Source organism: Pirellulales bacterium, from assembly GCA_036490175.1.
Classification (GTDB): domain Bacteria; phylum Planctomycetota; class Planctomycetia; order Pirellulales; family JACPPG01; genus JACPPG01.
On the sequence record DASXEJ010000054.1, the window covers coordinates 1 to 20,668 of the forward strand.

Annotated in this window: 16 protein-coding genes; 10 read left to right on the plus strand and 6 right to left on the minus strand. The window is 61.6% G+C overall.

Annotated features, from left to right (window positions below; translation table 11 throughout):
• Positions 1–337 precede the first annotated feature (337 nt).
• The 3 genes from VGG64_03775 to lpxB form a co-directional block, all read right to left on the minus strand.
• Positions 338–1,144, minus strand: coding sequence for a hypothetical protein (locus VGG64_03775; protein ID HEY1598692.1), 807 nt, complete (start codon positions 1,142–1,144; stop codon positions 338–340).
• Complete coding sequence (locus VGG64_03780; protein HEY1598693.1) at positions 1,138–1,914, minus strand: site-2 protease family protein; 777 nt, start codon at positions 1,912–1,914, stop codon at positions 1,138–1,140. Before VGG64_03780 ends, VGG64_03775 begins: the two co-directional genes overlap by 7 nt.
• 171 nt (positions 1,915–2,085) lie before the next feature.
• Entirely contained in the window at positions 2,086–3,342 is a 1,257-nt protein-coding gene (lpxB, locus tag VGG64_03785) for a lipid-A-disaccharide synthase (protein ID HEY1598694.1), read from the minus strand.
• A gap of 337 nt (positions 3,343–3,679) precedes the next feature.
• Between lpxB and VGG64_03790 the strand changes: the two genes are divergently transcribed.
• Entirely contained in the window at positions 3,680–3,847 is a 168-nt protein-coding gene (locus tag VGG64_03790) for a hypothetical protein (protein ID HEY1598695.1), read from the plus strand.
• A gap of 1,102 nt (positions 3,848–4,949) precedes the next feature.
• Here the strand turns inward: VGG64_03790 and VGG64_03795 are convergent.
• Both VGG64_03795 and VGG64_03800 read right to left on the minus strand, forming a co-directional pair.
• Entirely contained in the window at positions 4,950–5,531 is a 582-nt protein-coding gene (locus VGG64_03795; GenBank protein HEY1598696.1) for a hypothetical protein, read from the minus strand.
• Positions 5,532–5,784: 253 nt separating this feature from the next.
• Positions 5,785–6,228, minus strand: coding sequence for a hypothetical protein (locus VGG64_03800; GenBank protein HEY1598697.1), 444 nt, complete (start codon positions 6,226–6,228; stop codon positions 5,785–5,787).
• Positions 6,229–6,758: 530 nt separating this feature from the next.
• Here VGG64_03800 and VGG64_03805 point away from each other — a divergent pair.
• The 6 genes from VGG64_03805 (at position 6,759) to VGG64_03830 (ending at position 15,680) form a co-directional block, all read left to right on the plus strand.
• Positions 6,759–8,114: a cytochrome c gene (locus tag VGG64_03805; protein HEY1598698.1), complete on the plus strand. Its 1,356-nt coding sequence runs from the start codon at positions 6,759–6,761 to the stop codon at positions 8,112–8,114.
• 99 nt (positions 8,115–8,213) lie between these two features.
• Positions 8,214–9,134, plus strand: a complete 921-nt coding sequence (locus tag VGG64_03810) for an alpha/beta hydrolase (GenBank protein HEY1598699.1) — start codon at positions 8,214–8,216, stop codon at positions 9,132–9,134.
• A 13-nt stretch (positions 9,135–9,147) separates the two neighbouring features.
• Complete coding sequence (locus VGG64_03815) at positions 9,148–11,418, plus strand: hypothetical protein (GenBank protein ID HEY1598700.1); 2,271 nt, start codon at positions 9,148–9,150, stop codon at positions 11,416–11,418.
• Positions 11,419–11,620: 202 nt separating this feature from the next.
• On the plus strand, positions 11,621–13,645 hold the full coding sequence (locus VGG64_03820; protein HEY1598701.1) for a terpene cyclase/mutase family protein: 2,025 nt from the start codon (positions 11,621–11,623) through the stop codon (positions 13,643–13,645).
• Between the two features lie 49 nt (positions 13,646–13,694).
• On the plus strand, positions 13,695–14,714 hold the full coding sequence (hpnH, locus tag VGG64_03825; protein ID HEY1598702.1) for an adenosyl-hopene transferase HpnH: 1,020 nt from the start codon (positions 13,695–13,697) through the stop codon (positions 14,712–14,714).
• A 90-nt stretch (positions 14,715–14,804) separates the two neighbouring features.
• A complete protein-coding gene (locus VGG64_03830; GenBank protein HEY1598703.1) occupies positions 14,805–15,680 on the plus strand; it encodes a hypothetical protein in 876 nt (291 codons plus the stop codon).
• A gap of 50 nt (positions 15,681–15,730) precedes the next feature.
• Here the strand turns inward: VGG64_03830 and VGG64_03835 are convergent, their stop codons facing one another.
• Entirely contained in the window at positions 15,731–16,456 is a 726-nt protein-coding gene (locus tag VGG64_03835; GenBank protein HEY1598704.1) for a hypothetical protein, read from the minus strand.
• Positions 16,457–16,763: 307 nt separating this feature from the next.
• Between VGG64_03835 and VGG64_03840 the strand changes: the two genes are divergently transcribed.
• The 3 genes from VGG64_03840 to VGG64_03850 all read left to right on the plus strand — a co-directional run bounded on the left by VGG64_03840 (position 16,764) and on the right by VGG64_03850 (position 20,666).
• Positions 16,764–18,509, plus strand: coding sequence for a HEAT repeat domain-containing protein (locus VGG64_03840; protein HEY1598705.1), 1,746 nt, complete (start codon positions 16,764–16,766; stop codon positions 18,507–18,509).
• A gap of 220 nt (positions 18,510–18,729) precedes the next feature.
• Positions 18,730–19,341, plus strand: coding sequence for a sigma-70 family RNA polymerase sigma factor (locus tag VGG64_03845; GenBank protein HEY1598706.1), 612 nt, complete (start codon positions 18,730–18,732; stop codon positions 19,339–19,341).
• On the plus strand, positions 19,338–20,666 hold the full coding sequence (locus tag VGG64_03850) for a hypothetical protein (GenBank protein HEY1598707.1): 1,329 nt from the start codon (positions 19,338–19,340) through the stop codon (positions 20,664–20,666). Before VGG64_03845 ends, VGG64_03850 begins: the two co-directional genes overlap by 4 nt.
• Positions 20,667–20,668: the final 2 nt, after the last annotated feature.

Consider the following 20,668-nt stretch of genomic DNA (forward strand, 5'->3'; position numbering starts at 1 on the left):
ATGCTGACCTTCTGAGCTTGACCTTTTGGCGAGCGCTGTCGGACGGGCCATTCACGACATGGTGCCGCTTGATTGCATCTCCATAGTCGGGCCGCCCAGTGTGGTTTCGTTCAACCGGCTGTATCCGAAGTGCCGGTCCTCGGGCCAATTACCATTGCTCGCAACGCAACGCCGGCATCGCCTGAGACCGTCTGCGGCAGGGGCACTTCGGATACAGCCCTCTGCGTTAGGTACAACGATTAACAGGTTGTCGATCGTCCTTCATGTACCTTAGCGCAAACCGGTCCCCGATGTTACATCACCTGCGACTATCGCGGCTACGTCGGCCAGAATAACGCTAATAAAACGACACGACCGATCCGCCGGGAAGGCGGCCGCTGGGCTGCGGGCCGCGCTGCTCCATGCCGAACCACCAGCGCTGCTGTGGACGACGCGTGCGCAAGTAGAGCATTTGCGAGAGACTTGGATTGCGGGCCGCACGTTCCCCTGGGAATTCGGTCCAGCCCGACAGCACCTGATGCCAGGCTTTGGGCCAGGCGCTGCTTTTCAGATGAATGGGATCCCAGCCGTACCAAGCGCGCTCTTGCTCGACGAGCGTGACGCCGCGCCTGTCGGCGACTTCGATCAGCCGCCGATCGAGTTCTCGCGCACGCTCGGCGATTACTTGAAACGGCGCCGTTCCCAGTGGGAACATGGCGCGACGCAGCAAGCGAAATTTCCATTCTGGCAAATTATCGATATTGGCAATCGGCAGACGCGTCATTACGACGCGCGCTTCATGCTGCGCAAGCAAGTCCAGGCAGCCGCTGACCCAGCTGACTATCTGCTCGACCGGCTGCTCGTAGAGCAAGTCATTGCCGATGTCGGTAATCAATGCGGCCGTGGGCACCGGGTCCCGCTGGGCGAGCGCAGGCCACAGGTCGCCTTTGAGAATGCTGGGCAACGAGCGTCCCAACACCGTGCTGCGCGTGCCGTACGAGCGACCGTGCCCCAGCGCGGCAAAGATCTCGAGCGGCGAACCCCAGATTCGCTGACAGGCGTCGACAACGGTGGCAATGCCGCGCGTCAGGTTGCTGGCGCCCAACAGGATCACACGCCGCTGCGGCGTCGCGGCCACGACGCTCGATTGCGATTGGTCTACCATCCGCGACCGCCAAAACCTCCGCCCGACACCTGTTGCAACATCTGATAACTTTGATACGCCATATAGGCAAAAAAGATCGCCGCGAAGACTTCTTCCCAGCGTAAAAAGCAAAACGCGGCCATCCCGACCGCAGCGACTACCGACAATATCAACGACAGCCGCAGCCCGTCGGCCGGATAGACCTTGGCTGCCACGGCGCGGGCCACTTGCCCACCATCAAGCGGAATGATCGGCAGCAAATTCACCAGTCCCCAGAAGATATTGATGAACTGCATATACTGCAGCAGTCGATTCACGTTGTTGGCATTGAAGGGCTCCCATTCGACGAAGATCGGCACGCTCGATACCAGATCGAAATGCAGGTGCGGGGCACGCCCCCCCAGTGCCAGGCCCAGGAAGATCACAGCCGCGAAGGCGAATCCCGCTACCGGGCCGGCCAACGAAATGACCACGTCCGCCAGCCAGGTTTCGCGCGATCTGCCGCGCCCACCCCAGCGACCGCTAGTGGGAATCGCCAGGCCACCGAAGCTGTGCAGGACCACGTGCGCGTTCATGCCGTAGTAGCGAAAGGCGGCCACGTGTCCCAGTTCGTGTACCAGAATGCAGGCAAACTCGGCCACCGTCCACAGCAACACCCGGGCTGGGTCGCCGTCTGCGCCTGCCCCAAGCAGCAAGGTCATCAACCAAAACGTCCAATGCACGCGCACCGGCACGTCCCCCACGTTGAAGTGAAGGTCGTACGGCGATGGCGGCGGTTCCACAAAGAACATGGCAAACTTCCCTTAGCGGCGCGATTCTATGGTGGCAGCAAGCTTCGATCGTCGCTGCCGCGCGCTTCGGTCATAGCATACTACCGCTGCGATTTCGGCGCAAGGCTTGCCAGGTGCTGAATGCTGGACTGGTAGAGGTCGCTCGCTATGGATTCTGCGGCGGCAATTCGATTACTGCCGCCAACCTCCGCTGCTGGCGACGACCATGCCAGGCCGGAAATGGGGGCGCGGGACCGAAACGACGCGCTCGTCCAGCTCGCGCAGGATGTAGCCGGCCGCTTGACGCGAAGCGCCGCCATGTCCAACGCGGGCCTTTAACTCCGCGAGCGCCGCCACGCGCTCGCTGCGCAATTCCGAGTCTGTCAGCCACTGGACGATATGGGTGGCAATCTGCAGCGAACGGTCGTGGTAGGTGAGATATTCGGGAAACAGCGCCCGGTCGGCATCCGGCTTGTGCGGATCGTAAGGCGAAAGATCCGGCCCGAACGACCGATCGTCCGCCAGCAGGTTCACCAACGTGATGTATTTCACGCGGCGGAAGAATCCTTGCACGAAATACGCGACACGGCTGATCGTGTACAAAATCACGGTGGGCTTGGTTTGATAGAGCAATTCCAGCGACACCGAGCCGGATACTGCCATGCAACACTCGGCCAGGTGAATCAGCTCGGGCGTGCGGCCCAAGTGAACTTCGATGGGCAGGCCGCTGGCCGCGGCCCATTGTTGCGCGAACTCGGCCTGCTGCGGCTTGAAGCTAGCCACCGCGAAACGCACGTCAGGAAGACTCTTGTGAATGATCGCGGCCGCCCGCAAAAACCAGCGCAGGTTCTGCTCTACTTCCTGAGTTCGCGAGCCGGGGAGTATCGTCACCAGGCGTCCTGGTTTGGCGCGCTCGCGCGCGAGAAACGTCTCGTCCAGTTTCTGGCGGCGCACCTCGTCGAAGTACGCGTGGCCCACGAATGTCGCATTGCAGCCGCGCTCGCGAAACCAGGATTCTTCAAACGGTAAGCTGCATAGCACGTGGTCGACGAAGCGGCGCATCTTTTTCACGCGCCAACTGCCCCAGGCCCAGATCTGGGGGGGCGTGTAATAGAATACCGGAATGCCGTGCGCCTTGGCGCGTCCGGCAATCCACCAGTTGAAGCCCGGATAGTCGATCAGCACCACGGCGTCAGGGCGGTGATGGCGAAAATATCGGTCCGCCCGGCTCGCCAGGTGCAAAAACTTGTGCAGGTTCAAGAGCACGCGCAGAAACCACATCACGGCGAGCGCGGTCAGATCCTCGTGCAGGTCGCAGCCGGCCTGGGCCATCAGCGGCCCGCCATAGCCAACGAATTCGATATCGGGGCGCTGCGCGTGGAGGGCGCGCATCAGGTTGGCGCCGTGCAGGTCGCCGCTCGGCTCGCCCACGGATAAGAAAATCTTCATAGTTGCCGTCGCAGGCTAAAGCGCGGACGCATCCGCGCGGGTTTCCAGGGCACATTGGGAGTAGTGGATTTCCCAATCCATCAGGGCGGCCAAGTATGCCAGATGGCATTCTGCCCAGAAAGGGCATTTGGCCGATCCCGCGCCACGCATCTGCGGCCGATACCCTGCCGTCCGCTCATCGCGTGCTAGCACTATGCCCTTCGATGGTTGGGCCCACCTGTAACGTCAAAGCCTGACGCGCCGACGGAGCGGATTAATCGCCGCGGGGGATGCGGGCCGATAGCACCTTCAGGCTTGCCGTCATGGCAATGCTGTCAATGCACCCCTCGGACGTCGTATGAAACCGCTGGTCGCAAAATTGGTGCGCGTGGGTGTGATCTACGCCACGACAGGGATTCTCGGCTTGGGCGTTTTGGCATGGATGAGCTATCGCGCTCGTCGGAGCCGGGCGGAATTGCCAGCCGCAGGCGACGAAGAAGAATTCCAAACCCTGTCGGCCGCCTGACGCTGCTTGGGCTTCTGACCGCGCAACGGCACTAATAAAAACGCGGAGCGCCCCCGCAGGAGCGCTCCGCCGATTGACAACAACCCGATCGAGCTGTTCGTCGGTCAGCTCGCAACGCTGCAGCTGCCCGCCGCCTCGGTGCAGCATGCTGGGCAGCACGACGCACATGCTTCGCCGCAGCAAGCGGCGCAGCTGGTGCCGCAGCAGTCAGCTGCACAACCGCTTGAGCAGCATGACGGAGCGCTTGCTCGAGTAACCAACGCGGTTTGCGTCGCTACAGCGCAGCAACTGGCTGCGCCCCGACGTGTCTCGCGAGGCGCCTGGGTAGTGCGGTGGGCCGCGCAGCAAGCTGCGCCGCCATCTTCGCAACAGGAGCTACCCTCGAAGCAACAGGACGGCGAGGTACTCTCGTTCGCCGCAGTGGCAGCCACGCCGAAACGACCAACCAGCACGACGGCGGCCGCAGCCACCAGCGCGCACGCAAATACGAACATGGAAGTACGCATGGGAAAATCTTTCCTGAGTAATGGGGAACAAATCGCAAAACACGCTCTAGCGCGGTGCGAGAATTAGTTCCGCCAAACACACAGGAGCACCCGCAGTGGCGGGTCGGATTCATGCGACCGGCCGCAGCCCTCGAGCGCGACAGATCGCTCGCCGGCATCCGGTAGTAAGAAGTCGTCGAGGAAGGCCGCGAACAGCGTGCTCGACGATTCGTCGACCTCGTGACGCGGCGATTCGGATTTCGCTAGCGGTTCGTTCGCACGGCAGCATTCACCGCACGGCGCCCTTGGCGCCGGCGCGGATGCCGGTGCCGTTCGATGATTCGCACAGCAATCCAAGAGCTTCTGTGGATTCGCAACGACCTGTGGCGCGCCGCCCACCGCACAACATCCCGCGCAACTGCCCCACGCCAGGGGGCCGGCCGAAACCGCAACTGCGGCGGACGTGACCAGCATCAAACCCAAGTGTAGCGCAGACCGTCGCATATCAGGTTCTACGAACGCCGTAAGAACTGGTTCAAAAGAAAGCTGGTGGGGACGCCCCAGAGGAGCGCCCCCACCGAAATGCAATCGAATTGCGATACTTCGGCAGACTGAGACTACTTGCTCAGCTGCGGCAGCTTAGCCGTGAACTTGGACGGATCCTTCTCGAAGGCAGCCGGGCAGTTCTTGCAGCAGAAGTAGACCTTCTTGCCTTGGTAATCGACCGATTGGGCCGGGTCGATGGCCTTGTCGCTGACCGGGCACTTGGTCTGCGCCGTGACGGCTGCCAGAACCTTGTCACCGCCCAGAGCCTTGGCCACCTTGTCGTCGGCCTTCTCGACCGCGCCCTTGCAGTTGCCACAGCAGAAGCTGACCTTCACGCCGTCGATCTCGGTCGACTGGTCGGGATTGCAGGCCTTGCCGCTGAGGGGGCATGCGACTTGGGCCAGTTGACCCGTGCCCAACATCTGCAACGTCGCCTTGGCGGCGAACTTCTTCGGGTCGGCCTTAAAGGCGGCCGGACATTTGTCGCAGCAGAATTGGACCTTGCCACCCTCGAAGGCAACCGTCGAGGTTTCCTTGGCGGGCTGGCCCGACACGGGGCACTTGGCCTGGTACTTGGCATCGGCAGCAATCAAGGCCTGACTAAGCAGTAGGGCCGAGCCGATCGCGGCGGCGAGCAGAATACGTGTCTTCATAACTTGTTTTCCTTTACTCAAAGGGACGTTGAAACTGTCTTGACGATAGAAACTGTTAGATGTCGTAGGCCTTTTGACATCGCGCTGCGAACGTTGTCATTCAACGCTCGCATCAGAGGATGACAACTTCGGCAATACAATGCCGTCGAGCGGACGGCGCCGTTGGGCTGCTGCGCGCCAGGCCTGATAAAAACGGCTGGCCAAGGGGCCAGTGCCGTCAGCAGCGCGCAGCGCCACTATCGAAGAGAACCGATCAGATCTGCCAGGTGCAAAAGCGAACTCGCACCGGGGGCAAGCCACTATCCGCAGCCGCGTTAGCGATGCAAGGCGAGAGGGATTCTACCGGTGGCAGCGTGGATCGGATCGCTGCGTCCTGCCCGGCGACCAAAGCCTGCTTGACCAAGTTCTCGTTGTCGTTCGGTAACGTCGCAGGCGTGGCAGGCGCTTCGGTCCCCTTCTGGCAGCAGCACTTGGGCTTTGCAACAGCCGCCGACTTGGCACAGCAGGCCGGCTTCGGTTGGCAACAGGCACGCACCGGCTCGACGCGCTGCTGGCAACAGCCGCAACATTTCTTCGCGACCGTCGGAGCTAGAGTTGCGCCTTGGCAGGCGACGGTGCCGACGGGCACAACGCTGGCCAGCAGCACCAGAGGTGCCAGCAGGCAGGCGATCCAGCGGTTGCGGACGCGTCGTCGCATGCGGAGTTCCCAGAAACGGAAGAGGCCACGCGCCCCAATTGTCGAGGGGTTTCAAGCACAAGTCAAGCTCGGGCCCGCGGATCAAACAGAAGTTATTGGCCTCGAACTAATATCTTACGGTAGCATTGGTTACATTGCAGGAAAGAATCGCCATCGCCAGGTCTTGTCGGCAACGCTGGCGGCCGACGCTTGCGGGTAATCGAGTTCGAGGTTCGTCGCTCTGCAAATCGCTCGGGTCACGAGTGGATCACGCTTCGCTCTCCCACCGCGTTTGCCACGCATCGTGTTGACTGTTCCTTTGGCGCCGAAGCGGTGACCGGGCGTCGTCACATCCTTTACACCGTGAGAGTGGTCAGCCGTTGGTCGCTATTATCGAACGTCGCCCCCGGCGAGCTATGATAAATCCTGGTTACGAATCCGAGATTGTCCGCAAAACACTTCCGCCGTCACGAGTACGTCGCATGTCTCGAGTCTACGCGCTACGGATAATGGCTTGTTGGCTGCTGGCTAACCTTCCGAGCGGCCAACCCATGTCAAGCGCGCACGCCGCGGAGCCAGCAACCGACGCTGTGCAGCGAACGGCAATCGCCGACGCGCCCCACGTCGCGGCCACGCGCGGCTACCAGTTGTTGCGTAGCAAAGCCTATTTGCCGGCTGAGTTTCCCGAGTCGGCGTTCGAGAATATCTGGCGCACCTGGCCCGCAGGGCTGAAAGCGATCGCCAAGAAAGCCAGCGCCGACGAACGCCGCCACATGGAACTCGCGCGCTACGGGCTCGTGCCTGCGCCCGAGGCCCCGAACGGCATTCCCATGGCCTACGTTGCCGATGGCAAAGGGGGCTGGTCCCTGACGTGTCTCTCCTGTCACGGCGGAAAAGTTGCCGGTCGGTCGATGCCAGGCCTGGGGAACTCGCATTTCGCCTTCAAGACACTTACGCACGAAGTGATTCGTTCCTGGATGTTGGACAAAGGCAAGCCCGAGCCCTGGCAGTTGAGCCGCTTGACCGCGTACCTTGGGCAGAGCAACGGCACGATCGACGCCCAGGTCTTCAGCATTCAGCTGACGGCCCTACGCGACGATGAAATGAACGTTCGCTTTGACGCGCCGATGCCTCCCTACACACATCACGATCTCGACGCGCCGCCGCTGTGGAACGTAAAGAGAAAGCAGCGGCTCTACATCGACGGGTTTGCCGAGAAGACACCGCGAACAATCATGCAATTCTCGCTTTACCCGGCCAATGACAGCGCGACGATAAAAGGTTGGGAAGAAGACTTCCGCGACATACTGGCCTGGATCGAATCGCTCGAAGCACCGAAGTACCCCTATGCGATCGACCACGATCTTGCGGCACGCGGCGAGCCGATCTTTCGTCGCACCTGCGCCGAATGCCACGGCACGTACGGCGCCGGCGGCAAGTATCCTGAAAAGATGGTGCCCCTGGACGTCGTCAACACCGATCCGCTCCGGCTCTCGGGCATGCCGCCGGAACACCGGCGCCGCTTTTCGAGTGGCTGGCTCGGCGAAGGAGGAAAGCGCACGGCGATTGTCGAGCCCACGGGCTACATCGCCCCGCCGCTCGATGGGATCTGGGCCTCGGCCCCCTACTTGCACAATGGCTCAGTGCCGACATTATGGCATCTGTTCCATGTCGACGCGCGGCCCGTGGTTTGGCTGCGTAGCGAAGACGGCTACGATCAGGCTCGTGTCGGGCTGGAAGTGACGACCTTTGCCGATCTGCCTGGAGCGGCCGCGGGGGACGCTGTGGAACGGCGCCGCTACTACGATACCCGCTTGTCGAGCAAAAGCGCCGCCGGACACGAATTTCCCGAAGAGCTTGCGGACGCTGACAAGCTGGCGGTCATCGAGTATTTGAAAACACTCTGAACGAGCCAAGAACACGATAGAACGGGCATCGTAATGCCTGACATTTTGCAACGCAGTCCGTCTCTATTGATGACGGCCGACCAACCTTGAGGTGCTGCCTTGAAATTTGCTCGCTTGTTTCTGATCGTATGTGCCGCGTGCCTGTCGCTGAGTGCGGCATACGCTGTGGCGGAAGCCCCTGCATCGGTTCCCTTCACGACGGTCGAAGATGTGGTCTACGGCCACAAGGATGGCCTGGCCCTGACGATGGACGTGTTCACGCCAAAAGAGAATGCCAAGGGGATCGGCATTGTGTTGGTCTCCAGCGGCGGTTGGAAATCGCACAAGTCTAACGTGCTGGCCGACGAAGAACCGCGGCGCAAAACCGAGCATTGGATCCAAGGTTTGCTGGGGGGCGGCTACACGCTGTTCATTGCGCGCCACGGCAGCGGACCGCGCTACTTCGTCCCCGAAATGGTCGAAGACATTCGCCGGGCCGTGCGGTTTGCTCGCCTGCATGCCGCCGATTACCACGTCGATCCAGACCACCTGGGCATCACCAGCGGTTCCTCCGGCGGACACTTGGCGCTGATGGTCGGACTAACCGGTGACGACGGGAATCCCGATTCCAAAGACATCGTCGAACGGCAAAGCAGCCGCGTGCAGGCGATCGTGGCCTGGTTCCCCCCCACAGACATGATCAACTGGGGATCGGCCAACGGCTACACGACGATCGAAAAGCTGCGGCCGGGCTTCTTCAAAGGGCTGTTCGGCGAAGTAACCGATGTCGAAGCGCAGTTGCGATCGATTTCGCCCATCTACCATCTCAATCCGGGCGATCCGCCCGTGCTACTGGTACACGGTGACAAGGATAAAACCGTTCCCTTGCAGCAATCGGAAATCTTCAAGGCGAAGTGCGAGGAAATTGGCGTGCCCGTGGAACTGATCGTGCAACCAGGGGGCGGCCACACCTGGTGGCCCGGCATCCTGACTCAGTATGGGGCGGTGACCGCCTGGTTCGATCGATATCTGAAGAAGTAAGTCGCGTAATACCATGGCCACGCCGCGCAATCATCGCCGGGCGCGCAGGGCGCCGTCGTCGCCCGACGCCGTTCCGCGCGGCGTGGGCCCCGTCATTGCCGCGATCGGTTTTCTGCTTGTCTACGCGCTGATTTTTTTTCTGGCGCCGATTCCTGAGCTTAAAGATCAAGAGCATCCTGCCGGCCTGTCGCGTGGCGCCCTGCTGACGAAAGAGCTCTTGCTGTTCGACGACGTCGTACTGGGCGCTCGCGATTCCGAGGGAGTCCGCGTATCCGGCGGTTGGTTCGGCGTGCCGGCGGAATTTGCCATGGGCGATCGCTTGCGGGTGCTCTTGCCTGCACTCGCCATGCTCGCGGTTTGCGGACTGGCCGGTTGGCTGCTGCTGAACCTGGCACGTATCGATCGTGGGATAACCTCCCTGGAGACGATTTTCTTTTCCTGCTGCGTCGGGTGTAGCGCCCTGTCGCTCTATACGTTCGGCGTGGGATTGGCGGGCGGCTTGCACGCGCGGTGGCTGTTTCTCGCGCCGGCGGCGGTCATAGTTCTGCTCGGCCTGTACCGACTGCGGCGCGTTTTCGGTAGTGCAACGACGGCCCGAGATCCAGACCTGTCGTCGGGCGAGTCGGCAGGCGAGCAGCAGGCGGTCAATCACTGGCTATGGTGGGGCGTGCCCTTTGTCGCCGCCATCATGCTGGGCGGCACGCTGACACCGATCGAGTTCGACGTCCTCGAATATCACCTGCAAGCGCCAAAGGAATTTTACCAGCAGGGCGCGATCGGCTTCTTGCCGCATAATGTGTATGCCAACATGCCGCTGGGCAGCGAAATGTTGAGCCTGGCGGCCATAAGCGCCGTGGGGGATTGGTGGTTCGGTGCGCTCGTGGGGAAGGCTCTCATCGCATTGGCCGCGCCGCTCACGGCGCTGGGTCTGTTGGCCGCTGGCCGGCGATTTATCGATCCGACGTGCGGCGTTGTTGCGGCGCTAACCTATATTTCCATCCCCTGGATAACGCGCGTCTCGGCCCTAGGACTCGTCGAGGGTGTGTCCGCGCTTTATTTATGGGGTACGGTCTATGCGATGTTGCTGTGGTTGCGCCGGCAGATGGCCGAGCGTATGTCGCTCGTGGCGCTGGCCGGATTTCTGGCCGGCTCGGCTGCAGCGTGCAAATATCCGAACGTCGTATTCGTTTTGGTCCCCGCCACGCTCGTGGTTGCCTTGCGCAGTTGGATCGTCGCGGCCAGGCAAGAGCCGACCAGAAGATGGTCGGCCCGGTTCCTGTCGCCGGCATGTTTTTTGATCGCCGCGTTCGTCGCCTGCGGTCCGTGGTTTGCCAAGAACTGGCTCCTGACCGGTAATCCGACATATCCGCTAGCCTATAAGATCTTCGACGGTCGCACGCGCACCGACGAACTCGATGCACAATGGAATCGGGTCCACCGCCCCCCCGGCTTTGCACCGTGGCGAGTGTTCGATTCGGCAGCCAACATCGCCTGGCGAAGTTCCTGGCTGAGCCCCTTGGTGCTGCCCCTGGCGATTTTAGGAGTGTTGGGCACCTGTCATCGGCGGCTAGCGATTGGGCTGTGCCTGTACGCGACGTTTGTTTTTGCCACCTGGTGGTTGTTTACGCATCGCCTGGATCGCTTCTGGGTACCCATCTATCCAGTGCTGGCATTACTGGCAGGCTGCAGTGCGGCGCGCGTCGCAACACTTGGCTGGCACGTGCCACTAAAGATTTTTCTGGCGGCCGGCCTGGCGGTGAACTTGCTGGTGATCGTGGCTGGTGGCGGAGGGGACAACGCCTACTTTGTCAGCTTGGAGCGTTTGCAAAAGGATACGGACCGCATCCACGATTGGCATCAATATCTCAACGATCACCTATCGCGGGACGATGTCGTGCTGGCGGTCGCCGACGCCGTGGTCTTCGATCTTAAGATGCCCGTCCTCTACTCCACGGTCTTCGACCAGGATCTGCTAGAGGAGCTTACGCGGGGCCGCACCGCCGAAGAACGTCGTCAAGCGCTTGCCGAATTGGGCGTGCGTTATGTCGTCGTTGATTGGAGCGAGATTGCACGCTACCGCTCGCCGGGCAACTATGGATTCACCGACTTTATCACGCCCGCGCTATTCGAAGAGTTGGTGAGCCAGCAGGTTCTCGATCCGCCGCTGCGGCCGGGGAAACTGGCCCAGACTGCGCCCGGATATGACATCTATCCAGTACAGGCTGCTAGCACTGCTAGTGAGAGTTCGGCACGCCCCCATTCACCCGAACGCGCGCCTCACTGATATTGTCCGCAGCTTCTCGGTGGCGTAGACTGCCCCCTCAGCCGATTAGGCGGCCCTGGCGGGTCATGGATGCATCGCCCGTAGTTGAGAGTAGCACCGAATGGAATCGAGCGCTAAGGTTCGCAATGTGTCCCGGGAAGGGACGGGCAGTCAGCGTGCTCCCGATTTTTACGATTCGAGCCCGGACTCGAATGGTTGCGCCATGGATGTGCGCCAAGCGATGGCGCGCACCCAGCAGTGGCTGCTCGAACAGCAGCAAGCTGACGGCCATTGGGTCGCTGAACTCGAAGGCGACACAATCCTCGAGAGCGAATACATCCTCCTGCTGGCGTACTTGGGGCGCCATCAGTCGACGGTCGCGCGCAAGGCGGCAAAGTATATCTTGGGGCGGCAGATGCCCTCGGGCGGATGGTCGCTTTTTCCTGGCGGGCGCATGGATATCAGCGTTAGCGTGAAGGCCTACTTTGCGCTAAAGTTGACCGGCCACGATACTTCGTCGGACCACATGCAGCGTGCGCGCAGCGCGATTCGCGCTGCGGGGGGCGCCGATGCCGTCAATAGTTTTACCCGCTTCTACCTGGCGCTATTGGGACAGATTCCCTACGACGCTTGCCCGTTCGTGCCACCCGAAGTCGTGCTGTTGCCGCGCTGGTTCCCGATCAATCTGTATTCGGTAAGCGCCTGGACACGGACGATTCTGGTGCCGCTGTCGATCATGTCGGCCTGCCAGCCCACGGCTACGCTCGATCCGCAGCTATCGATACGCGACTTGTTTCTCAGAGAACCGCAGGATTGGCCGCCGCTGCGCTGCCCCGGGCTCAAAGGAGGCACCGGCCCGCTAAGCTGGGACCGGTTCTTCCGCGTCGTGGATTCGGCGCTGCACTTCTGCCAGCGGTGGAAGCTGCACCCCTCGCGGCGTCGCGCGCTCGAAGAGGCCAAGCGTTGGATGATCGAACGCTTTGCAGGGAGCGACGGTCTGGGGGCGATTTATCCGCCCATGGTATGGAGCATTGTCGCCTTGCGATCGCTCGGCTACAGCGACGATTCGCCGGAACTGAAATATTGCTACGAGCGCTTGGATGGATTGCTGATCGAAGAAGACGATACGATCCGTTTGCAGCCCTGCAAGTCGCCCGTGTGGGATACCGCCATTACGTTGCGTGCCGTGACCGCGAGCGGACTGCCGGCGCGTCACGAAGCCGTGGAAAGTGCGACGCGCTGGTTATTGGATCGGCAGATCGAGCGCAAAGGAGACTGGGCCGAAACGACCAATGCCGAACCGGGCGGCTGGTGCTTCGAGTACGATAACGAGTTCTATCCGGACCTCGACGATACGTCGATGGTTTTGATGGCGCTGAATGATCAGTTTGCCACCCGGCCCGCGCGCAGTCCGTCCGGGCTGAAGGTCTTTGCCGGTCAGCAGGGTTCGCCCGCCGGCAGTTCCGAAATCCTGGAACGCACGGCGCGAGCTATCTACCGCGGCGAGCAATGGGTTTTGGCGATGCAGAATCGCGACGGGGGTTGGGGCGCATTCGATCGCAACAACGACCGCCGCTTCCTTTGTTATGTCCCTTTCTCAGATCACAACGCCGCGATCGATCCCAGCACGCCCGACCTCGCGGCTCGCGTGCTGGAGGCGCTCGGTCAATTAGGGCACCGCCAAGGGCAGCCGGCCGTGGATCGCGCGATCGCTTATCTGCGCAGCACACAAGAGCCCGACGGCAGCTGGTTTGGTCGTTGGGGCGTGAACTACGTCTATGGCACGTGGCAGGTGTTGACGGGCTTGACGGCTGTGGGAGTCACCGCGGACGATCCGGCAATCGCCGCCGGTGCCCAGTGGCTGCTGAAGTATCAACAGGCCTGCGGCGGCTGGGGAGAATCTCCCGAAAGCTACGCCGATCCTGGTCTGTGTGGGCAAGGTCCGGTCACCGCCTCGCAAACGGCCTGGGCCGTGATGGGCCTGGTCGCGGCCGGACTGCAAGATGATCCGGCTACGCTGCGCGGCGTGCGTTATCTCATCGATGCCCAGCGCGAAAATGGTCGTTGGGACGAACCGGAATTCACCGGCACGGGCTTTCCGCGCGTGTTCTACTTGCGCTATCACTGGTATCCGATTTATTTCCCGCTAATGGCTCTGGCGCAATGGGCGGCCACGGCCAACGTGTCGCTTGGCGACGGCTCGTCATTGGACAATGGTGCCTCACTAGATACATCCGCCGTGGCGTAGGACGCGTCGCCGCAACGAAACAGATTTTCCTTCCGACCCAAGGTGCAACATGCGGTTCCCGCTGTCTCTGACACGCACGATGGCAACGTACTTGCTGCGAAAGAAAATGTCCGGCGAGGAGAAATTCCCGCTGGTCCTGATGCTCGAACCGTTGCACGCCTGCAACCTCACTTGCACGGGCTGCGGTCGCATTCGCGAGTATGTCAGCACAATCCGCGACAAACTGACGGTCGACGAATGCCTGGCCAGCGTCGACGAATGCGGCGCGCCGGTTGTCAGCATTTGCGGCGGCGAGCCGATGATCTATCCCGCCATCGAAGAACTGGTGGCCAAGATCCTCGAGCGCAAGAAGCACATTTACCTCTGTACGAACGGCATGTTCATCCGCAAGAAGATCGCCGGCTTCAAGCCCTCGTCGCGATTCTTCTGGAACGTACACCTGGATGGCATGGAAGAGAGTCACGATCTGGCTGTCGAACGCAAAGGCGTGTTCGACGAAGCCATCGATGGGATCAAGGCCGCCAAAGAAGCCGGATTCCTCGTTTGCACGAATACGACCGTCTACAAAGAAACCAACATGCACGAAATTTCGGTGCTGTTGGCGTATCTCACCGAGCTCGGCGTCGACGGCTTCATGATGTCGCCCGCCTATGGCTACGACGCCGTGCAGCGCACGAATCCCGACGGCGCGCAGCAGATTTTCATGACCCGCGAGGACGTGCATGCGAAGTTCCGCGAGGCTAAACAGCTGCTGCGGCGCTTCAAGCTCAACACGTCCCCCATCTACCTGGAATTTCTGCGGGGCGAGCGCGAATTGAAATGTGCAGCCTGGGCCAATCCCACCCGCAATATCCGCGGCTGGAAGGGTCCCTGCTACCTGATCACCGACACCCATCACAAGACCTACGACGACCTGGTCCAACTCACGGATTGGGATAAGCTCGGCCGCGGCAACGATCCGCGCTGCGAGCAGTGCATGGTCCATTGTGGATTCGAGCCGGCCGCGGTCTTGGGCGTCAACAAACGCTTGGGTGATACGCTGAAGATGGCCCTCTGGCAACTCACTTAGCCTCGGCCGCCACGCCCAGGCAAGTTATGGTACGATTTTGGGACTGGGCCCTTGGGCAACTTTTGCCAGGGCCTTCCGCGGAGTCGTACTGTGAATCTGGCCTGGGTCCTCAAACGCATTCTCACGCAGCAAGCCCAGGCGAACCTGCGCGGCAAGGTTGCGCAAACCGTGCAGGAAGGTCTCGCCGGCGCCGCCGCGGGTAATACCGCAGCCAGTCCGGCCAGCGCGGATTGCGACGTTGGCCTGATATTCGCCCTGGCGGCAGAATCGGGCGGCATCGAGGACTTGCTATCTGGCACCGTCACCACCAAAGGGGATGGCTTTGTCGCCCGCAACGGAGTGCTCGACGGTCGACGTGTCGTCGTCGTACAAGCCGGAGCCGGCCGGCTGGCCGCGGTACGCGGAACGCAAGCGCTGATTCGGGGGCATCGCCCAGACTGGGTCATCTCGGCCGGATTCGCCGGCGGGCTGCGCTCCGATTTGCGCCGCGGCGATATCGTGATGGTCAACGAGATACTCGACATCTCGGGCCGACTATTGTCGATCGATATTCAGGTCCCGTCGGCACCAGGAGTTCACGTAGGCCGGCTGTTGACGGTCGACAAGATCATTCGCGATCCGGTCGAAAAGGCGGAGCTAGGCAAGACGCATGCGGCGCTGGCCGTCGATATGGAATCCTGGGCCGTCGGTGAAGTATGCCGGCAAGACAAGGTTCGCTTCCTGGCCATTCGCGTGATCAGCGACACGGTTGAAGACGCCCTGCCCGAGGACCTCGATCGGGTCATCATGCAGCGCACGACGGCAGGACGTTTGGGGGCCGCTGCCGGCACGCTGTTTCGCCGCCCTGCGAGCATCAAGGACTTGCTGCGGCTAAAGGAAGATGCTTTGGTCGCCTCGGATCGATTGGCCAAGTTCCTCAGCGGCACGATACCGCAACTTGTGCCCAAGCGCACTGTAGACGGCTGACGATCCGCACCCGCAATGGGGCGGCGGGGTGGCACGCTAGAGCGTCCCGCTCAGCTCGTGGGAAACTTCGCTTCGTAGCGCAAGTTCTCGATGAAGTGGCGCGCCTTCTCGTAGTCGTTGGCGTTGTATTCGTCGATGTTCACCTTCAACGACTGCATTAACTTTTCCGTGGCTTTGTTGATGTCGCGATAGCTCTCTGCGCCAATGAAGCCCGACGACGTGGCCCGCGCCTTGTAGAGATTGTCTAGCTCGTCAGTGATGTCGATGTACTTGGCATCCTGCAGTATGATGGGCCAATTGACGCGACCGGTATGTGGATCGAGCTGCTCGGCGTCCATGCGCTTGGGCGCGGCATCTTGAGCGATTTTGGTGATCTCGTCCATCGACAGGCGCGTGTGGTCGGCAATATAAGCGCGATGCGCCTGCCGCATCTGGTAATAGCTGTTGGTCCACTGCACGCGATTGTTGATGTCCTGACTGCGTGCCGCCGTGTAGTTTTGCGCGGCCATCGAGTTCTGCAAGTTCGCGTAGCCGGATGCGGCGATCATGCTCGCCATGCCGTATTCGGATGCCGATTGAGCAGTGCCCGGCATACCCCAGCCATAGCCGCCGCCCATGCCGCCGAAGCCGCCGTAGGGAAAGCCACCTAAGCCGCCGCCACCCATGAAGGCGTTGTTGCCGCGAACCGCAAAAGCCGCGTTCTGCGCGAACAACCACGACGGGGTTGCCCCCACGACCAGCAACATCGCTACGACCGCCGCAACGGGCATGCGCATCGATAATCCTTTCGCACGGAAAATCACCAGGTGGATCGGCCCGATCCTGCGGCGGGCTCGCACTGCCATTTTACTTCGCCGCGGAATCGTACGCGATGCGCAAATTTGCGGACTCGGCAAACGGCGCAACCGTCGGCAGAATGCCCCATATTTGTTAAGTCGGCAGGGAGTCGCGGGTAGCCGATAGACTTCCCAAATAGCCAAGTTTATACTCGGAAAAACCGTGCCACAAGCTCCGCGACCGCGAAGTTGCGCGACGTGACACGACCCCATCGCCGGTTTTCGTGTTCCTTCCCGGAGTAATCGTATGCGCCGTTTGGGCTGGATCGTCGTTGGCCTCGGCCTCTTGCTTGCGTCCGTGGATCTGGCAAAAAGCCAGGAGGCAGACGTCGCCAAGTTATCTGCGGCACTCGCCGGTGACGCGGCGGAACAAGCGGCCGACGATTTGGCACGGTTAGGACCGCGCGCCAAACCTGCGGTCCCCGCGCTTACCAAGGCCCTGGACAGCAAAGAAATCGGCCTGCGCTGGCGCGCGGCCCGCGCGCTGGGGACAGTTGGTCCCGATGCCGGTAGCGCAACAGCATCTTTGGTAGAGCACCTAACCGATCCCGAGGCCGCGGTACGTACGCAATGCGCGGCGGCGCTCGGCAAAATTGGATCGAAGAGCGAAACCGTGGTGACCGCGCTGGGCAAGGGAGTGGCCGATGAAGAGCCGCACGTTCGCCGTGCGGCCATCGCCGCGCTGCAGCGCCTGCAACCCGGACCAAAGGTGCTGATCCCGATTCTTACGCAAGTCATCAATGATTCGCAGCCCGACGTGGCGATGGCTGCGATGGCGTCGCTGGCCGAGGTCGGCGAAGCGGCGGTGCCCGGCTTGACCGAAGCGCTCGCCGATCCGAAGGCCCGTCACTGGGCTGCAGTGGTGTTGGCCGAAATCGGTCCTAGCGCGGCCGGCGCGGTGCCGGCACTGACCAAGCTCGCCACGGATCCAGAACCTGAAGTCCGCATGCAAGCCATCATCGCCCTGGGGCAAATCGGCAAGGACGCAAGTTCCTCAATCCCGGGAATAGTCGCCGCGCTCAAAGATGACCAACCAGCCGTCCGCTATGCCGCGGCCTTCGCCTTGGGCAAGTTGCGCGCCAAGGATGCCAGTGCCGCCTTGAGTAAGTTAACGGATTCTGACGACCCTACTTTGAAGCTTGTGGCCACGTGGGCCGTCGCCCGCATTCAGCCGGACGATGCCGCAGCCGTGGGCCGGGCCATGGAAGCCATTGCCGAGGGGATTCGCAGCGACGACGCTCAGCTCAGCCGTACGGCGGCCCGTGCGCTCGCCGAAATCGATACCTCGTCCGAGACGCTGACTCCGGCGATCAAGGCGGCGCTCGACGAGTTAGATCCCACCGTGCTCGAGCATCTGATGGATGCACTGAGCATTGTTGGCCCCAAGGCGGTAAACATCCTGACCGCCGCGATGAAAGACTCCAAGACGCGCGGCCCTGCCATTCGCGCTTTGGGTCATATCGGTCCCGCAGCCAAACCGGCCGCTGCGGACCTGACCGCGGCGCTCGCCGACAAGGACCCCATGATTGTTAGCGACGCGGCCCTGGCGCTTGGCGCGATTGGCCCCGACGCGGCCAAGGCAGTGCCGGCGCTCACGCAATTGCTCGGCAAGCCCGATCCGGGTTCGCGGTATGCCTCGATATTGGCCTTGGGTCGGATCGGGGCCGCCGCCAAGCCAGCGGTTCCGGCTCTTGAAAAGCAAGTCGCCGCCAAGGAGCCGATGGTGGCCGTAGCCGCGGTATGGGCGGTGCGACGCGTCGATCCGGCCAGTCGGACACTGGCCAAAACGGCCCTGCCCGTGCTGACAAAAATGCTCGCCACGAGCGATGACGTGCTGCACGTGCAGGCGGCATCGGCCTTGGGCGATCTGGGGCCCGACGCGCGCGACGCCGTGCCGGCACTTAAGAAGCTGCTGGACGATCCCAAGGAGGAAGTCCGCCGCGCGGCGACCGAAGCTCTGGCGCAAATCCAGGCCGCGCCGAAGGGAAAATAGCTGCCGAACGGCGAGGGTCTTGTAAAGTCGATTGCGGCGTCGATAGTCATCTCAGGCAGTTTAGTATCGCGGGGCACGTCACGACGACGATGTCAGGACAATTCGTCGCGTTCCCCACCGAGGGGACTGCGCGTCGGATCTTGCCTGGTTTCTCGCCCCGACAGATTTTTTTCGACAGGGATGTAACGTCGGACGCCACTTGCGCATTGATCATGGTGACATGACGCACGACGGCTGCAACGACGAAACGACCGCAGACGACCTCGTCGTACGGGCCAAGGTCGATCGTGAAGCCTTTGGCGCTCTCTACGATCGATTCTTTCCGCTGGTGCATCGTTATTGCCATCGTCGATTGCGTGACAATGGGGCGGCGGAGGACGTCTCGTCCGAGGTCTTTCTGCAAGTGGCGGGGGCCATGCGGCGATTCCCTGGAACAACCGTCGAGGACTTCCGTCGCTGGGTCTATCGCATCGCAACAAACGCCATCAACGCGCACTTGCGGCAGAAGACGCGCCGCGCCGGCTTACTGGCCCGCGCGGTGCAGTCGGGCGGTCGCAGTACCACGGACGAGATTTCCTCGGCGCTGGAACCAGCAAGTTTCGCGCAGGAGAGCATCTCGCGCGCTTTAGCCCATTTAAGCCATCGCGAACAGTCAGTCCTTACGTTGAGGTTCATGGAGGGGCTTTCGTACGAAGAAGTCGCGGCGGTGCTGAATGTCCGCTCGGCCACGCTGCGGGTCGTCGCTAGTCGGGCGATCAAGAACTTGCGTCGTCGCCTGTCCCAATCGATCGACGCGCCGCTGGCCGAGCAGCCGACGAGGCCTACCCCATGACTAACGAAGAACACAATTCGGATCATGAGCTGCAAGAGTTGTTGGAGCGGCTTCCCGCGCCTGCCGGTCCGTCCGCGCAGCTGCGATCAATCGTTCGAGATCGCGTGCTCGACGCGTACGATCGAGCCGCGCATTCTCCGCCAGCCGAATCGAACTGGCGAAGAACCATCCACTTAGGAGGACGAATCATGGCGCACCCAGCGTCTCGCGTGGTCGTGGGCCTCGCCGCGGTGCTCGTGCTGACGGTCTGGCTGGCCGTGCCGCGACGATCGATCGCCTTTGACGATTTTCTCGCGCCGATCGTTGACGCCAAGAGTGCTAAATTCAAGGTCACTATGACCAACGACGTGCAGCCACAGGAATTCACGGCGACGGGCTACTTCCTGGCCCCCAACCGCATCCGCAACGAATTTGCCGCACCGGCGCAAATGGTAACGACCGGGGACTTCGATCGTGGCCGCATGCTGACGCTCATGCCCGACAAGAAACAGGCCATGATTTTCGACATCGTGGGCAAGCGCGCCGACGACAAGAATCAGTCGAACAACTTTTTCGGCAATTTACGAAAGACGCTGGCTGACTATCGGGCGGGGGACAAAAAAGCCCAGGTCGAAGAGTTGGGTGAAAAAGATCTCGACGGCCGGCGGGTGTTCGGCTTTCGGCTCGTGGCGACCGGTCTCACGCAAACTCTGTGGGGAGACGTGGCGACAGGTCACGTCGTTCGCATCGAGTCGACTGCTAACGGTCCCCCCAAGTCCGAGGTCGTGATGTTGGACTTCGAGTTCGACATTCCGCTGGACGAGTCTCTGTTTTCGGTCGATCCGCCGGAGGATTATCAGTCGTTCACCGTGCCGATCGATGCGGCGCCGCCTAGCGAGGAAGACTTTCTCACTTCGTTGCGACGATTGAGCGACGCGCTCGACGGGCAGCTGCCGTCCAGTCTGGATACGCCCGGAATCGCCATCGCGTTTGCCAAGTTGCTCAAGAACAAAATGCCGAAGGGTTCAGATGACATGACCAAGGAAATGATGGCCGAAGGAGTCGCAATCGGCCGTGGGTTGCAATTTGCCATGATGCTACCCCCCGATGCTGACGCCCACTATGCGGGCAAAGGCGTCAAACGCGACGGACCGAAGACCCCGATCTTCTGGTTCAAGCCGATCGGCGCGGCCCAATTCCGCGTAATTTATAGCGACCTTTCCGCCGGTGATGCCGACGCGGCGCCCGAGGTGCCGGGTGCCATCCGCATGGTCGACCAATTCCGGAAGTCGGACACAAAGAAAGAGCCAGCCCCAAAAAATGACCAGCCACAAAGCGATCGCTGAAC

Bases quoted from the DNA above. Each gene is read 5' to 3' on its own strand.
- VGG64_03775 (HEY1598692.1), bottom strand. From the start codon at position 1,144: ATGGTAGACCAATCGCAATCGAGCGTCGTGGCCGCGACGCCGCAGCGG.
- VGG64_03780 (HEY1598693.1), bottom strand. From the start codon at position 1,914: ATGTTCTTTGTGGAACCGCCGCCATCGCCGTACGACCTTCACTTCAAC.
- lpxB (HEY1598694.1), bottom strand. From the start codon at position 3,342: ATGAAGATTTTCTTATCCGTGGGCGAGCCGAGCGGCGACCTGCACGGC.
- VGG64_03790 (HEY1598695.1), top strand. From the start codon at position 3,680: ATGAAACCGCTGGTCGCAAAATTGGTGCGCGTGGGTGTGATCTACGCC.
- VGG64_03795 (HEY1598696.1), bottom strand. From the start codon at position 5,531: ATGAAGACACGTATTCTGCTCGCCGCCGCGATCGGCTCGGCCCTACTG.
- VGG64_03800 (HEY1598697.1), bottom strand. From the start codon at position 6,228: ATGCGACGACGCGTCCGCAACCGCTGGATCGCCTGCCTGCTGGCACCT.
- VGG64_03805 (HEY1598698.1), top strand. From the start codon at position 6,759: ATGTCAAGCGCGCACGCCGCGGAGCCAGCAACCGACGCTGTGCAGCGA.
- VGG64_03815 (HEY1598700.1), top strand. From the start codon at position 9,148: ATGGCCACGCCGCGCAATCATCGCCGGGCGCGCAGGGCGCCGTCGTCG.
- VGG64_03820 (HEY1598701.1), top strand. From the start codon at position 11,621: ATGGATGTGCGCCAAGCGATGGCGCGCACCCAGCAGTGGCTGCTCGAA.
- hpnH (HEY1598702.1), top strand. From the start codon at position 13,695: ATGCGGTTCCCGCTGTCTCTGACACGCACGATGGCAACGTACTTGCTG.
- VGG64_03835 (HEY1598704.1), bottom strand. From the start codon at position 16,456: ATGCGCATGCCCGTTGCGGCGGTCGTAGCGATGTTGCTGGTCGTGGGG.
- VGG64_03840 (HEY1598705.1), top strand. From the start codon at position 16,764: ATGCGCCGTTTGGGCTGGATCGTCGTTGGCCTCGGCCTCTTGCTTGCG.
- VGG64_03845 (HEY1598706.1), top strand. From the start codon at position 18,730: ATGACGCACGACGGCTGCAACGACGAAACGACCGCAGACGACCTCGTC.
- VGG64_03850 (HEY1598707.1), top strand. From the start codon at position 19,338: ATGACTAACGAAGAACACAATTCGGATCATGAGCTGCAAGAGTTGTTG.